General features: G+C 49.9%; 15 protein-coding genes. 13 read left to right on the top strand and 2 right to left on the bottom strand.

Annotation, left to right across the window (positions count from 1 at the left end):
* Positions 1–9: 9 nt before the first annotated feature.
* The 5 genes from AB4875_RS12125 (at position 10) to AB4875_RS12105 (ending at position 5,343) form a co-directional block, all read left to right on the top strand.
* The gene (locus AB4875_RS12125; protein WP_368376318.1) at positions 10–957 is read left to right on the top strand and encodes an alpha/beta fold hydrolase; all 948 of its coding nucleotides are present in this window, start codon (positions 10–12) and stop codon (positions 955–957) included.
* Positions 958–1,091: 134 nt separating this feature from the next.
* Complete coding sequence (locus tag AB4875_RS12120) at positions 1,092–1,949, top strand: metal-dependent hydrolase (RefSeq protein ID WP_368376317.1); 858 nt, start codon at positions 1,092–1,094, stop codon at positions 1,947–1,949.
* Complete coding sequence (locus AB4875_RS12115; RefSeq protein WP_368376316.1) at positions 1,946–2,947, top strand: alpha/beta fold hydrolase; 1,002 nt, start codon at positions 1,946–1,948, stop codon at positions 2,945–2,947. Before AB4875_RS12120 ends, AB4875_RS12115 begins: the two co-directional genes overlap by 4 nt.
* A 5-nt stretch (positions 2,948–2,952) precedes the next feature.
* Entirely contained in the window at positions 2,953–4,488 is a 1,536-nt protein-coding gene (locus AB4875_RS12110) for a flavin-containing monooxygenase (protein WP_368376315.1), read from the top strand.
* Between the two features lie 15 nt (positions 4,489–4,503).
* The gene (locus AB4875_RS12105) at positions 4,504–5,343 is read left to right on the top strand and encodes an SDR family NAD(P)-dependent oxidoreductase (RefSeq protein WP_368376314.1); all 840 of its coding nucleotides are present in this window, start codon (positions 4,504–4,506) and stop codon (positions 5,341–5,343) included.
* Positions 5,344–5,401: 58 nt separating this feature from the next.
* On the opposite strand, the gene ygfZ is transcribed toward AB4875_RS12105, so the two are convergent.
* The gene (gene ygfZ, locus AB4875_RS12100) at positions 5,402–6,445 is read right to left on the bottom strand and encodes a CAF17-like 4Fe-4S cluster assembly/insertion protein YgfZ (protein WP_368376313.1); all 1,044 of its coding nucleotides are present in this window, start codon (positions 6,443–6,445) and stop codon (positions 5,402–5,404) included.
* 148 nt (positions 6,446–6,593) lie between these two features.
* Between ygfZ and AB4875_RS12095 the strand changes: the two genes are divergently transcribed.
* Positions 6,594–6,854: an FAD assembly factor SdhE gene (locus AB4875_RS12095; protein WP_368376312.1), complete on the top strand. Its 261-nt coding sequence runs from the start codon at positions 6,594–6,596 to the stop codon at positions 6,852–6,854.
* The gene (locus AB4875_RS12090) at positions 6,817–7,269 is read left to right on the top strand and encodes a protein YgfX (protein WP_368376311.1); all 453 of its coding nucleotides are present in this window, start codon (positions 6,817–6,819) and stop codon (positions 7,267–7,269) included. The genes AB4875_RS12095 and AB4875_RS12090 overlap by 38 nt, the downstream gene beginning before the upstream one ends.
* Here the strand turns inward: AB4875_RS12090 and nadB are convergent.
* On the bottom strand, positions 7,266–8,870 hold the full coding sequence (gene nadB / locus AB4875_RS12085) for an L-aspartate oxidase (RefSeq protein ID WP_368376310.1): 1,605 nt from the start codon (positions 8,868–8,870) through the stop codon (positions 7,266–7,268). The two genes, AB4875_RS12090 and nadB, sit on opposite strands and share 4 nt — an antisense overlap.
* A gap of 216 nt (positions 8,871–9,086) precedes the next feature.
* Between nadB and rpoE the strand changes: the two genes are divergently transcribed.
* The 6 genes from rpoE (at position 9,087) to lepB (ending at position 14,628) form a co-directional block, all read left to right on the top strand.
* The gene (gene rpoE / locus AB4875_RS12080; RefSeq protein WP_368376309.1) at positions 9,087–9,683 is read left to right on the top strand and encodes an RNA polymerase sigma factor RpoE; all 597 of its coding nucleotides are present in this window, start codon (positions 9,087–9,089) and stop codon (positions 9,681–9,683) included.
* On the top strand, positions 9,680–10,261 hold the full coding sequence (locus AB4875_RS12075) for a sigma-E factor negative regulatory protein (protein WP_368376308.1): 582 nt from the start codon (positions 9,680–9,682) through the stop codon (positions 10,259–10,261). Before rpoE ends, AB4875_RS12075 begins: the two co-directional genes overlap by 4 nt.
* Positions 10,209–11,180, top strand: coding sequence for a MucB/RseB C-terminal domain-containing protein (locus AB4875_RS12070; protein WP_368376307.1), 972 nt, complete (start codon positions 10,209–10,211; stop codon positions 11,178–11,180). The genes AB4875_RS12075 and AB4875_RS12070 overlap by 53 nt, the downstream gene beginning before the upstream one ends.
* On the top strand, positions 11,177–11,668 hold the full coding sequence (locus AB4875_RS12065; RefSeq protein WP_368376306.1) for a SoxR reducing system RseC family protein: 492 nt from the start codon (positions 11,177–11,179) through the stop codon (positions 11,666–11,668). The genes AB4875_RS12070 and AB4875_RS12065 overlap by 4 nt, the downstream gene beginning before the upstream one ends.
* 89 nt (positions 11,669–11,757) lie before the next feature.
* Positions 11,758–13,557, top strand: a complete 1,800-nt coding sequence (gene lepA, locus AB4875_RS12060; protein WP_368376305.1) for a translation elongation factor 4 — start codon at positions 11,758–11,760, stop codon at positions 13,555–13,557.
* A gap of 15 nt (positions 13,558–13,572) precedes the next feature.
* Positions 13,573–14,628, top strand: coding sequence for a signal peptidase I (gene lepB / locus AB4875_RS12055; protein WP_368376304.1), 1,056 nt, complete (start codon positions 13,573–13,575; stop codon positions 14,626–14,628).
* The last annotated feature ends 6 nt before the right edge of the window (positions 14,629–14,634 follow it).

Raw genomic sequence — 14,634 nt, 5'->3', positions numbered from 1 at the left:
GAACGTACTATGAGAATGTTAGCGTCTGACGAGCTTAGTGCCGAGCACAAAAACGCCGGAGGTCTGCTCCCCGAGCCACAGTTCTGTTATTCCGGAGGCGTCAAGCTTGCGGTGTATTGCCAGGGGGATCCTAGCAAGCCGAATATTGTTTTGGTGCATGGCTATCCCGACAATAGCGGTGTTTGGAACTTGCTTGCGGATTACCTTGTCGATCAGTTTTACCTTATCCGCTACGACGTTCGTGGAGCGGGAAACTCGGCGGTGCCAGCTGATCAGAATGCCTATCGCTTAGGGCGGCTGCAGGAAGATCTAGAGGCCGTAACTGCGCAGTTTTGTAGCCAGCCTAAGTTTCATTTAGTTGGTCACGACTGGGGCTCGGTGCAGAGCTGGGAGTCTGTCAGCTGTCCCAGATTCCAACATAAAATTTTATCTTATACCTCCATATCAGGCCCCTGCTTGGATCATATGGGCCATTGGGTGCGTCAACGTTTGCGAGAGAAGGACGGCGTGCGCTCGATGGTTAAACAATTTTTCCGCTCTTGGTATATCTGGTTCTTTCATCTGCCGTTGCTCCCTGCGTTCTTGTGGCGTTTTGTGCTGGGGCGATATTGGTCGCGTTCATTGTATGTATTTGAAGGCATTGAAACCCACGGAGATATAGTGGCCGAGCGAGCGCAGCGTCGGCGCGATGGTGTTCACGGTATGGCGCTGTATAGGGCCAATTGTTTGCCCTGTTTCCGCGAGCCGCGTCAGCGGACTAGTGAGGTGCCGGTGCATCTTGTAATTCCCACTCATGATCGTTTTCTTGGCGCAGATTTGTACTCTGGAATATCTGAGTGGGCGCCAAACACCTCCGTTCATCACGTCAGTGGTGGCCATTGGTTGCCTTTATCTCACCCCGAAGAGCTTGCGACCTTGATCGTGGATTTTACTCGGACCGTGTCCCTGCGGGCCTAATTTTAAGGCCGCTCAAATAGGAGAAAGTTTTTGAACGGATGTACTTGACATTGAATGATGTCAAGATTAATGTTGCATCATATGGTGTTACATTGTCTGATGTTACATAAAATAACCTGTTAGGGAGAAGCTTTATGAAAACTATCGTTCAGCCGGTACGTCGTAATCTTGAATTCCACTTACCTAAAGACCGCATCGGTGACTGGCACGCGGGTGGTGCTCATATCAGCCATTTCTTTAATGCCCTGTCGATTTTTTTTCCAGATGGCGAACGATTTTTTATTGATAGCGTGCGCCACTACCGGGATCGGATTCGCGATCCGGAGCTAAAGGAGTCAGTACGTGGGTTTATCGGTCAGGAAGCAATGCACGGTCGTGAACATGAAGAGTATAACGACGCTTTAGTGCAAAAAGGAATGCCAGCAGATCGTTATGGCCGAATTATCGTCGGGTTATTAAAGTTTTTTACCCGCTATACACCCAAGTCGACGCAGCTTGCGGGCACTATCGCTTTAGAACATCTCACCGCAATTTTAGCCAATATGGTGCTTAGTGAGCCACGCAGCCTTGAGGGTGCAGAGGAACGATATGCTGCAATCTGGAAATGGCATGCATTGGAAGAAACAGAGCACAAGGCGGTGGCTTACGATGTGTATCAGCAAGTTTTTGGTGGTGGGGTTGTCGGCTATTTGCATCGTTGCCTAGCTTTGATTACCGCGACAACTATTTTCTGGGCGATGGTTATTCCATTTCATATCGGGCTAGTGCGTCGGGAAGGTCAGCTTTTCAATATTAAGGGCTGGATTAAAACCATCAACTTCCTATGGGGCTCGCCGGGAATGCTACGCAGAACGATCCCTGATTGGCTGGATTACTTTAAGCCGGGCTTCCACCCTTGGGATCATGATAATGCCCACTATCTACAAGAGGTAGATTCTTTAGTCGATGAAGTTAACGCCTACGACGATAAGCTGGCTGGTGCTACGGCGTGAATGCGGTCAATGAAATTGCAATAGAAAATACCGCGATGTTGGCGGAGCTAGATACCATGCGTGATCGGTATTTAGCGACGCCGTTGGCTGATATTGATAAAGCGCGAGTAGCCCGCTGGAAACCTAAAGCAAGTTTATGGCAACGCCTGCAACCGTTAATGAATGTTCAAGCAGGATTGAAGCGTCGAGTTCAGCAAGTTGGCGATCATAATATTTGTTATTGGGCCGGCGGAAATAGTGCCGGCCCCGTCGTAGTATTGCTCCACGGTTTTGGGTCAAGCAAAGAAAATTGGAGCTATTTGGCGGCAAAGCTGCGCCGAGATAATTACCTCTTAGTGCCCGACCTAGCGGGCTTTGGTGATAGCGATTTCCATGCTGAAGGCGATTACCGAATGGCTGCGCAGGCCGATCGTATTGCGGTCTGGTTGCAGGCCTTAGGCGTAGATAAGGCGCATATTGCCGGTAGCTCTATGGGCGGGGCCATTGCTGCTCAGCTTGCATCGCGGCATTCGCACCTTGTTCAAACCTTGTGTCTTATGAACTCCGCGGGAGTGCCGGGGAGGCATCTTAGTCAGTTGGAAAGTGGTTTGGCGGCGGGGGTCAATTATTTATCGCCGACGTCCCGCGGTGATACATGGCGAGTTTTTGCAATAGCATTGCACCGTCGTCAGCGTATTTTTGGCATGATCCTGAGTTTCTTTATGGCCGGAGCAATGAGCCATCGCAAGCCGGTAAATGATTTTATCTTCTCGCATTTAGTCGACTCTCTAAAAGACACTTTTTTGAGTTTGGCTCAGATTTCCGCACCTACTTTGGTGTTATGGGGCGACTCTGATCAAGTTTTGGATGTGACCTGTGCCGACCAATTTTGTGAGCAAATCGATGGTGCTAAGGCAATGATTTTACCCGCGGTGGGTCATTTGCCCATGCTGGAAGAGCCGGGACTAACGGCAAGAGTGCTGGGCGATTTCTGGAAAGCAAGAACAAGAGTGGTATAAAGGCAATGACGAAGAATGACAGTATGGCGCCGCATAAAAGTGGACTGGACGAGGTTGCCATTATTGGCGCTGGTTTTGGTGGTTTGGGCCTAGCGATTCGCATGCAGCAGCAAGGGCTTAACGACTTTGTTATCTATGAGCGGGCGGGCGACGTCGGTGGTGTCTGGCGAGACAATGTCTATCCAGGCGCAGCCTGCGATGTGCCTTCACATTTATATTCCTTTTCTTTTGAACCAAAACCCGACTGGGGTAGGACTTTCGGGCCTCAGCAAGAAATTTTTCATTACCTGCGCCATTGCGCCGATAAATATAAGTTGCGGGACAAAATAAAGTTTAACGCAGCGCTGAGCGATATGGTTTTTTGCGAAGCTAGCGGCGTGTGGACGTTGACGTTTGCCGACGGTAGTCGACGTCGCGCCCGTGCGGTAGTCATGGCAATTGGCGCCTTAAATATTCCGCAATACCCCGCAATAACGGGCGTGGATAATTTTACAGGCAAAGTAATGCACACCGCAGAGTGGGATAAGACCTACAGTTTGGTCGGCAAGCGGGTAGCGGTCATTGGCACTGGCGCGAGCGCAATTCAGGTTATACCTTCAATCCAGCCGAAGGTGCAGTCATTAAAGGTATTTCAGCGCACGCCGCCATGGGTGATGCCGAAGTTTGATAAACCCTTGAGTCTTAGTCGTCAGCGCTTATATCGACGTTGGCCGATACTGCAGAAAACAGTTCGTCGCCTGCAATATTTATTGGCAGAAAGTGTTGTGCCTGCTTTTATGTGGGATAGCTTTCTCACTCGTTTTGGTGAGGCGATGGGGCGTCGCTATTTGCGGAAGGTGGTGGCCAATCCCGTCCTTCGAGAAAAACTGACACCGCATTACGCCATGGGTTGTAAACGGGTTTTGTTATCAGATGAATACTATCCTGCGCTAACTCAAGATAATGTCAGTGTCTGTGTGGACGGCATCGAAAAAATTGATGAGCGCGCGGTATATACTCTTGACGGTGAGCGCCATGAGGTTGATGCGATTATATTTGCAACCGGTTTTAAAGTGCCGGTCTCTGGTGCGCCCATTCCTATTCGAGGAGCGGGTGGGCGATTGCTAGATAAAGATTGGGCTGTTGGCAGCGAAGCCTACAAAGGCATGGCCGTATCGGGTTATCCCAATATGCTCTATGTCATGGGGCCAAACACGGGGCCCGGAAATACCTCAGTTATTTTCTATATAGAATCGCAAATAAATTATATTTTGAAGTATTTAAAAACGCTGCGTAACAATCGTAATAAGTATCTCGATTTAAAGCCTATGGTACAGCGGGAATTCAATGCTGACATTCAGCAGCGCTTTATAGGCACTACATGGACATCGGGTTGTAATAGCTGGTATCTAACTAAAGATGGCAAGAATACCACCCTATGGCCAAGCTTTTCTTGGCAATATCGCCTAACAACACGACACTTTTCAGCGGTGGAATATGAGTTTTTGGCTACCTCAAATGAGGCGCCAACAAGTGAGTCGACAATTGCCGCGACAAGTTGATTATAGGAATTAATCGTGAAGAATTTTAACAATAAAGTAATAGCGGTGACCGGTGCAGGCTCAGGTATTGGCCGCGCATTAGTGATTGGCCTAAGGGCAGCCGGCGCGCGGGTTGCGGCCTCAGATATTGTGGAAGAAAATTTACAATTCCTGCGCGAGTATGGCGGCGAATCGGAATTATTTTTGGCCAAGTTGGATGTTAGTGATAATACCGCAATGATAGCGTGGGCCGCGTCGGTGAAAGATCACTTTGGCGTGGTTGACGGTATTATTAATAATGCTGGGGTGGCGCTGAGTTGTCATGCAGCTGAGCAGCCGCGTGAACATATGGAGTGGTTGTTTGGGGTGAATTACTGGGGTGTTATTAACGGTGTTGAGGCATTTTTACCTGAATTGTTGACGCGTCCAGAGGCCTGTGTGGTTAATATTTCGTCTTTGTTCGGTTTGATATCTATACCGTCGCAATCTTCTTATAACGCCGCTAAATTTGCTGTGCGAGGCTACTCGGAATCCCTGCGTCAGGATATTCGCGACACCAATGTGAGGGTGGTTACGGTACATCCTGGAGGTATAAAAACTAATATCGCCAATAATGGCCGGCACTTAAATTCAATAACTGGCAATGTGGCAGATGCAGCGAAAACGGCAGATATTTTTAATCGCATTGCGGCTACCACCCCTGAAAAAGCGGCTGCCGTTATTATTCGCGGTATGCGTAGATCTAAGCCCCGGGTGCTTATCGGCAGTGATGCCAAGTTTTTAGATTTGATCCAAAGGGTCTTCCCGGGCTGCTATGATCGTTTGTTAGTGCCGCTGATGAACGCCGGCACTCGAATGGTGCTTAAGCGAATTTAAACCCGCTATTAGTACTATTTGCACGAGAAGGGTGGCGCGGTTAGCTGCGCCACTCATTTTATTTTGCCGAGGGGATGGCGTAGGGCAAATCTAATATTTCCAAGGTGGCAGGCTCATTCGCAAAGTGAATATCGTTCGCGCTTACGGCGTCTTCGGTGAGCACGGCTAAGAGTTCAGTTTCCTTGCCGCGGCTAACCGCAGAGACTAAGTTGCCAATACTTTGTGGTCCATCGCCATTAAATAAGTCGGCACCGGGTAGGTGCTCAAATACTGTCTCCGAGCGGAGTATTTTAGCGCGATATAGGCGGCGCTTCAGTTTGCCGCGATATTGCATCCTGGCGACCACTTCTTGCCCTGTGTAGCAGCCTTTATTAAAACTGACGCCACCAATAACGTGATAATTTAGCATTTGCGGAATGAATGTGTCTTGGGTGGTGCTGCAGATTTCACCAAGCCCTGCCGCAATATTTAGCGCTTCCCAGTGTGTCGAGTCGATGACAGTAGCCCCGGCGCTAAGCTTGGTCCACAGTTCAATTGCACCGGCGGCCGGTGTCCAGCATTCAAAGCGCTCACCACTGTCGTCTAGCTGAACTAATACGGTTTTACCATCGGTGACTTGGGTCATCGACGCAGTCGGTGCTATACCGATATTTTGTATTAATTGGCTTCGTGCGTTTTTTCCGCAGATACCGATTGCGAGGTATTCTGCAGTCGCATTACGAATTTTTGCTTTTGAAAAGACGATATACTTTGCCAGGGTGGCGCAGGCGGAGTCGCCAGTGTCGGCATGAAGCCTGAGTAATACCGCATCGCTAGTTTGCATGCCGGCGATAAAGCTCATAACCATGCGGCCTTTAATATTGCAGTAGCTTCCCAGCGCAGCATGTTCAGTGTCTATTTTACGCCAGTCACAGGTCGTCTGGCCTTGCAGGAATTTACTGCTGTCTGGTCCTTCAACAGCCACGAAGCCATACTGGCTCAGCGCAGTGATATTGCAGTCGCTAAGAGTCTGCTCTGACGCGCTATCTGCATGCCAGTAATGCCTTGTCGAGGTAGTGCTATTCGGATATCGAGCGCTTAAAAATTCCCAGAATGTATTCATAGTCTCTCAGAGGGTTGGGTGTTGCGACTAGTGCCGGTTTGCCAGTGCGCAAGTATAAATTTAGCGCGGTGTGATTGCCGCCGATTGCCGCTATAATACGCGTTATTGTAGTCGCTTAATGCAGGCTACCGTCACGAAGTGGAAGATAATGGTTTCAGAAAATGAGTTCAAGCGAATTCGCTGGGCCTGTCGTCGCGGCATGCTGGAGTTGGATTTGGTGCTAGTACCCTATGTGGAGCATCGTTTTCAAGGTTTAGATGACGAGAGTCAGCAGCGTTTTATTCGCTTATTGGAGAGCGAAGATACCGAATTATTTGCGTGGTTTTTAAGTAGAAGTCTGCCTGAAGACCCGGAGTTAGCGATGATCGTCAATGACATCACTACGTTCACCAAAACCCCTCGATCTTAAATTTAAGCCGTCTCGGTGTTTGTGTGCCTATTTTGTCGCGGTGCACAGCATCGCAGCGATGTGCTTATGGTTGGCACTGCCGGCTTTGCTAGCCGTCGCAGCATCAATGCTTCTGATCGGTAGCGCTGTTTTTTTTATACTTCGCGACGTGTATTTTTTTCGCGCCCAATCACTGGGCCGGATAGCGTTTTCTCATGACCAGTGGCGTATTTATCAAGGCGATGTGCGAAGAGCTAGCGGCCCCTTGGTGCAGCGAGTTGACTGTATTGATACGACGGTATTGCCGTTTGCCGTAGTGCTGCGTTTTAAGCTCCTCGGCGGTCAGAAGCGCACCGTGCCAGTGCTGGCAGACCAAGTTAGCCCTGACGCCTATCGAAAGTTGCGTCAGCTGGCTAGTTTTGCCCGTATGGGCTAAATAATGGCGCTGATCAACTGTGGTTTATAATTCTCCGGCGTTAGGATGGTATCTTCGGCTACCTCCCGCTGCTCTGGGTAATCGAGTGTGTAATGAAGGCCTCGGCTCTCTGTGCGCTGCATTGCCGAACGAATAATCAATTCTGCCACCATGGCCAGATTCCGCAGCTCAAGTAAGTCATTGCTGACTTTGTAATTGGAATAATACTCGTCAATTTCCTGCTGTAGCAGTGCCGCTCGATTCAAGGCCCGCTTTAGGCGTTTATTGGTGCGAACTATTCCCACGTAGTCCCACATGAAGCGACGCAATTCATCCCAGTTGTGGGATATCACAACGTCTTCGTCAGAGTCGGTGACCTGTGACTCATCCCAGGGCAGGGCGATATCGGGTGCCGGTAAGCTGGGCAGTCGCAGCCGGATATCTGCGGCCGCCGAGGTCGCATATACAAAGCATTCTAAGAGGGAGTTGCTGGCGAGGCGGTTTGCGCCATGCAGGCCCGTGAAAGCGGTTTCACCAATCGCATAGAGTCCGGGTATATCGGTCTGTCCGCGCCGGTCTACCATAATCCCGCCGCAGGTATAGTGAGCGGCGGGAACCACCGGGATGGCTTCGCGGGTTATGTCGATTCCCAGCTCAAGGCATCGGGCTTTAATGGTGGGGAAGTGCTCCAGTAAAAAATCAGGCGATTTATGGCTAATGTCGAGATAGACGCAATCGCTGCCTAGGCGTTTCATCTCGTGATCTATCGCTCGTGCAACCACGTCGCGTGGTGCTAGCTCTCCGCGCTCATCGTAGCGAAACATAAAACGTTCGCCATTGGCCGAGATAAGTCGGCCGCCCTCGCCACGAATAGCCTCGGTAATGAGGAAAGACTTAGCTTTAGGATGATAAAGACAGGTGGGGTGGAATTGGTTGAACTCCATATTTGCGACCCGACATCCTGCCCGCCAAGCCATGGCAATGCCGTCACCGCTGGCGCCGTCTGGATTGCTGGTATACAAATAGGCCTTATTGGCACCGCCGGTGGCCAACACAATAGCTTTTGCGTGGAACAATTCGACGTGACCGCTGTCTCTGTTCAGCACGTAGGCGCCATGGCAGCGATGTTGATCGATGATAAGGTCGACTGCGACGTGGCCAGTGAAGATTTCTATATTGGGGTTTTCTTTGGCGCGAGCGGTAAGGGTGTTCGACACCTCCCGCCCTGTGGCATCGGCAGCGTGAATAATTCGCCGTTGACTGTGGCCGCCTTCTCGGGTGAGGTGAAAGGCGTTGCTGCCGTGTTCGTAGCGGCTGAATTTCACTCCTTGTGACAGCAACCATTTAATGCTGTCACTACTATTTTTAACGGTGAACCGCACGCTATCTTCGTGACAGAGCTGGGCGCCGGCGACTAAAGTGTCGGCAACATGAGCGTCTACGCTGTCGCCATCGTGCAGCACGGCCGCAATGCCGCCTTGTGCCCAGTAGGTAGAACCGGCATTAAGCTCTCCTTTGCTGATAACGGCGATACGCGCAGTATCTGTTAGTTGTAGTGCCAAGGTGAGACCCGCGGCCCCGCTTCCTATCACTAGAACATCGTGTGAATGGTAGTGGGTCATATTGTTATTTGCTCCTGTCGCAGTGCAGCTATAATATGCCGCTCGGGACCTAAATTGGCGGAAAGTATACTGATTGAGAGTCGCCTTACCAATATTTGCCTGCGTAACCATCGCATTAAGCGGTGAAGATGCTGAAAAGGGATACGATGACAGAACTTCTTTTAGCCCCGGTGGTCTACTCAGTAGATGTCGCCGCCAGGCTTGCGGTGAGGCAATATGGCCGAGCCTAAACAGACCGACCAGCAACTTGTCGAGCGAGTACAAAAGGGCGATAAACGTGCATTCGATTTACTCGTGCTTAAGTATCAGCACAAAATCTTCGGTTTAATTTCGCGTTATGTGAAAGATAATGACGAGATTCAGGACGTTGCACAGGAGGCGTTCGTAAAAGCCTATCGTGCCCTACCTAGATTTCGGGGTGACAGTGCGTTTTATACGTGGCTTTACCGAATAGCGATTAATACCGCAAAAAATTATTTGGTGGCGCGGAATCGCCGGCCACCCGGAGTGGATATTGATGTTGCGGACGCTGAATATTTTGAAGGCCCCTCTGGTCTGAAAGATATTGAAACACCAGAGAACCAACTTTACGGCGAGGAGCTGAAGAAGGTGGTCCAAGATGCGATAAAAGCGCTGCCAGAAGATTTGCGCTCTGCCCTTAGTCTGCGTGAGTTTGATGGTTTAAGTTATGAAGATATTGCATCGGTGATGGATTGTCCGGTCGGTACAGTTCGGTCGCGGATCTTTCGCGCCCGAGAAGCAGTCGATTTGCGAGTTAAAGCCCAGATAAGTGGCGAAGAGGTGGAACTATGAGCGATACCGTCAGAGAGTCTCTATCAGCATTGATGGATGGCGAGGCGAGCGAACTGGAACTCAGGCGTATTCTCAACGCTGACCAGCAGGCAATTCGCAGTGAGTGGGCTGACTTACACCGCAGTCAGCAGCTGCTCAAAAACGAAAGTAGTCCTTTTTTAGGCTGGGATATTTCCTCGCGAGTTATGGCGGAAATTGCCGGCGATGAGCAGATGAGTGGCTCCGAGAATGGCTGGAAACAGGCTGTCTCTGGACTTGCCATTGCGGCCAGTGTTGCTGCGGTGGTCGTTATTGGCTCGCTGGGTAGCAACATGTTTGGTGGCTCCTCGCAAATGGTGGCCGACAATAATGGTGTGAGTGGTCGAGTGTATCCTGCGCAGGCGTCGTCAGCGGCAGTGGGTGGGGTAGCGGTTAGTGCTCAGGCGCAGGCTTCCCCGGCCGGGCCGCTACTGAATAACGATCTTGAGTCTCGTAAGCGCTTTGAAGCATATTTGCGCAAGCACACCGATCGGGCTGCGTTTAATAATGGTCAAGGCATGGTGTCCTACGCGCGGGTTGTCTCGCAGGAGTCCGAATAGGGTGATTGCTAGGCTTGCTTGCACCACGCTCGCTGCAGTTTTGCTTAGTGCCCCAGTCCTCAGCCTTGACTCGGGAAGTGAACTGCTTAATCGAATGACGCATAGTCATCGTGAATTAAATTATCGCGCTATTGTGACTTATCAGCTGGGTGACCAGCTGAGTAGCTATCGTATTACTCATATTGTCAATGAAGGCAAAGAATTTGAAGCCTTGGAGTCGCTTGACGGTGATCACCAAGACTTGGTTCATCACGGACACGACGTTAATTGTGTTCACCCGGGGCCTCAGTTAATTCGGCTTGTTAATCCTGATGAAGACCAAGGCTTTTATCGCTATTACGACCTTGATATAGAAGGTGAAGGCCGGGTGGCAGGCCGCGATACGGTAACTCTGTCAATAAAGCCGCGTGATGTTTACCGTCTTGGGTATCAATTATCGCTGGACAAGGAAACCGGCTTGCTACTTCGCTCAGATATTGTAAACCAGCAGGGCAAGGTGCTGGAGCGATTTCAGTACGTTATGTTAGATTTGAATATTCCCGATAACGAGTTAGTGGTCGATGGTGCCATCGAAGTTGAGCACACACCAGCTGCGCTAGATGGTCCTGTGGCAAGCCGGGCGCAGCTCTGGCGGCCTAACTGGATTCCTGCGGGATTTACGCCCTTACAAGACACCGGAGATGATGGCGGCGCAATCACTTATACCGATGGTCTTGCAGTGATGTCGGTATTTGTGGAGCCTCTCTTAAAGGCTGATACTGGCGCGGCGAAAGTGGCTGAGGGTGGTATGCGCCGAGGCGCTTCGGTAAGCTATACCGTCGCCTTCCCTGATTCGGGGATGTTTGCGACAGTAGTTGGTGAGGTGCCGATGTTAACAGCCAAGCAAGTGGCAAAATCTTTGAGTTGGGAGCAGCCGTGATCAGTGAAACAGGCCGCGTTGTCGGAATCGAAGACCACGCTTTGTGGGTAGAGACAATTCGCCGCAGCACCTGCGGCAGCTGTGCCGCTCAAAAGGGGTGTGGCCAAGGTTTAATGAACAAAGTGACTGACGGCCGCCGCAATCAGTTGCGAGTATTGCTTGGACCCCTCGCGGCAGATTCATTTCAGTTGAACGACGAAGTAGAAATCAGTATTCCGGAGAGAGCTCTGATTGTTGGCGCTATGATGGTCTACTTAGTGCCATTATTTACCATGATTGCGGGTATGGCCCTGGCTGCACAATACCAGCCGGGCGACGTCACTGCGGCCATAGGCGCCTTAAGCGGCTTCGTTGTCGGTATGGTGATGGTGCGTTTACACGCGATGTATATTCAGAATAAACCCGCTTTTCAGGCCACTGTGGTGGCTAAATATGACCCATCCTTGATTAATTCCGTTGCTATTAACGCTACAGCCTATTCTGAGTGAGTCTATTCATAGCCTAGAGCTGCGGCTTTGCGATACAATCGCGCCTCTGAAAATCCACCATTTTTGTTTCTCTGAGGTATAAGCCGAGCGTGTCTAGTCTCGATTTAATTCGCAATTTTTCAATTATTGCCCATATTGACCACGGTAAATCTACCCTAGCGGATCGTTTCATTCAGACCTGTGGCGGTCTGACAGAGCGTGAAATGTCCGCTCAGGTCTTAGATTCAATGGATATTGAGCGCGAGCGCGGTATTACCATCAAAGCTCAGTCGGTCACGCTTAACTACACTGCACTCGATGGCAAGACGTATCAGCTTAATTTCATCGACACACCAGGTCACGTTGATTTCTCTTATGAGGTATCGCGTTCCTTAGCTGCCTGTGAAGGGGCGTTATTGGTGGTGGATGCGGCGCAGGGCGTAGAGGCGCAGTCGGTCGCGAATTGTTATACGGCTATAGAGCAGGGGCTGGAAGTATTGCCCATTTTGAATAAAATGGATTTACCCCAAGCCGATCCAGACAAGGTAAAACACGAGATCGAGGAAATCATTGGTGTAGACGCCAGTGACGCGGTTGCCGTTTCCGCTAAGTCGGGCATGGGTATTATTGATGCTCTGGAACATTTGGTCGCAAAAATCCCGCCACCCGTTGGTGACCCCGACGCGCCCTTACAAGCGCTGATTATTGACTCTTGGTTCGATAATTATCAAGGTGTTGTGTCCTTGGTCAGGGTCAAAAATGGCACTTTGAAGCGCGGTGATAAAATTATCACCAAGTCGCTCGGTAAGTCGCAGGTGGTAGATGTTGTCGGTATTTTTACCCCGAAACAGACATCAACTGGTATCTTGCGCGCGGGTGAAGTTGGCTTTGTTATTGCCGGCATCAAAGATATTCATGGCGCTCCGGTAGGGGACACCTTAACTCACGCCTCGACGCCCACAGTTGACTCATTGCCCGGTTTCAAAAAAGTGAAACCGCAGGTGTATGCGGGTCTGTTTACGGTGTCGACAGAAGATTATGAGGATTTTCGTGACGCGCTGAGTAAACTCACCCTTAATGACGCGTCCTTGTTCTATGAGCCGGAAAGCTCAGACGCTCTAGGTTTTGGCTTTCGCTGTGGTTTCCTTGGCACCTTACACATGGAAATTATTCAAGAGCGCTTGGAACGCGAATACGGCCTAGATCTTATCACCACAGCGCCCACGGTAATTTATGAGGTGTTGAAAAAGAACGGTGAAGTGGCGATGGTTGATAACCCGTCTTCCATGCCAGATCCAGGTGAAGTCGAAGAAACCCGTGAGCCAATCGCCAGAGTCAATATTTTGGTGCCGCAAGAGCATTTGGGTAATGTGATTAGCCTATGTGCAGAGAAGCGTGGTGTGCAAAAAGACATGCAGTTCCTGGGGCAGCAAGTTTCCTTAAACTGGGAAATCCCCATGAGCGAGGTCGTGCTAGACTTTTTTGATAGACTGAAGTCGGTGAGCCGCGGCTTTGCGTCTTTGGATTATAGTTTTGATCGTTTTGAAGCGGCAAACTTAGTCAAACTGGACGTATTGATTAACGGTGATAGAGTGGATGCATTGGCTTTAATTGTGCATCGAGATATTGCTCAAAATCGCGGCCGTCAGTTGGTTGATAAAATGCAGGAATTAATTCCCCGGCAGATGTTTGATGTTGCCATCCAGGCCGCCATTGGCGGGCATGTTATTGCAAGGCAAACGGTAAAAGCATTGCGTAAAAATGTTACCGCAAAATGTTACGGCGGTGATGTATCGCGTAAGCGTAAGTTATTAGAGAAACAAAAAGCCGGTAAGAAACGCATGAAGCAAGTGGGCAATGTTGAAATTCCACAAACCGCCTTTTTGGCAGTACTTAAAATTGATAGTTAAAGGATAAATAGCCGCATGGTGAATTTGATTCTAATGGTTGTTGCGGCTGTATCTCTAGTCGTCTGGCTGATTCAAGAAGTGAAGGGCCGCCGACAAATGCAGCAGGCATTGAAATGGTGTGCCGAGAAGCGCACGGCCGGCGACGCGGAGACGCTCCGTCAGCAAGTGGTGCCTGGCTGGCTCGAATGGACTTATCGCGTGGTTGTATTTGCGTGGTTTGCTTGGATTGCTAGCGTGGTATTGTTGAAAGATGGTGATTTTGCACTAGCATTAGTCGTGCTGACTATTGTCGCAGGCATTATTGCTGGCTTGGATCGCTTTGTCTTTGAAAAGGCTCGCCAAGCTTACGTCAGCGCTGGCAACGTGGCGGTGTATATCACCTACTTTGTGAAACAGGATCAAGATGCATTAAAATCTGAGTTCGGTGGCATGTTGCCTATTGCCGAAAATGCCCGCTCGTTTTTTCCGGTATTACTAGTGGTGTTGGTCTTGCGCTCATTTGTTATTGAGCCATTTCAAATTCCGTCTGCGTCGATGGTGCCTAGTTTAGAAGTGGGCGACTATATTTTAGTCAACAAGTTTAATTACGGTCTGCGTTTGCCGGTAGTCGGCACCAAAATTTTTGAAGTCGGAGAACCTAAGCGCGGCGATGTGATGGTGTTTTTTCCTCCTAACGATAGCCGTTACTTTATCAAGCGCGTGGTGGGCCTACCCGGTGATCAGATTCGCTACGTTAATAAGCAGTTGTATATTAATGATGAGTTAATCCAGCGAACCTTAATAGCTGAAGTGCCGCCCTTGCAGCCGGTGACCCAAGTGTTGAGTGAACAGCTGGGTAATGTTGATCACTTTATTCATCATGATAAACGGATTTATCGCGGCGATTTTGTGACAAGTGTTGCCCCTGGTCATTATTTTATGATGGGTGATAATCGCGATAATAGCAGTGACAGCCGCGTTTGGGGTCAGGTGCCTGAGGAGAATATAGTAGGGCAGGCCTTTGCTATTTGGATGCATTGGCAGGCCTTTAGCGATTTACCAAGTTTTAATCGAGTCGGTCGGATACCTTAGCGATAG

This window comes from Zhongshania sp. R06B22, assembly GCF_040892595.1.
Lineage (GTDB): Bacteria > Pseudomonadota > Gammaproteobacteria > Pseudomonadales > Spongiibacteraceae > Spongiibacter > Spongiibacter arctica.
The sequence above is the reverse complement of the archived record's forward strand: the minus strand, read 5'-3'. Positions and strand labels throughout refer to the sequence as shown.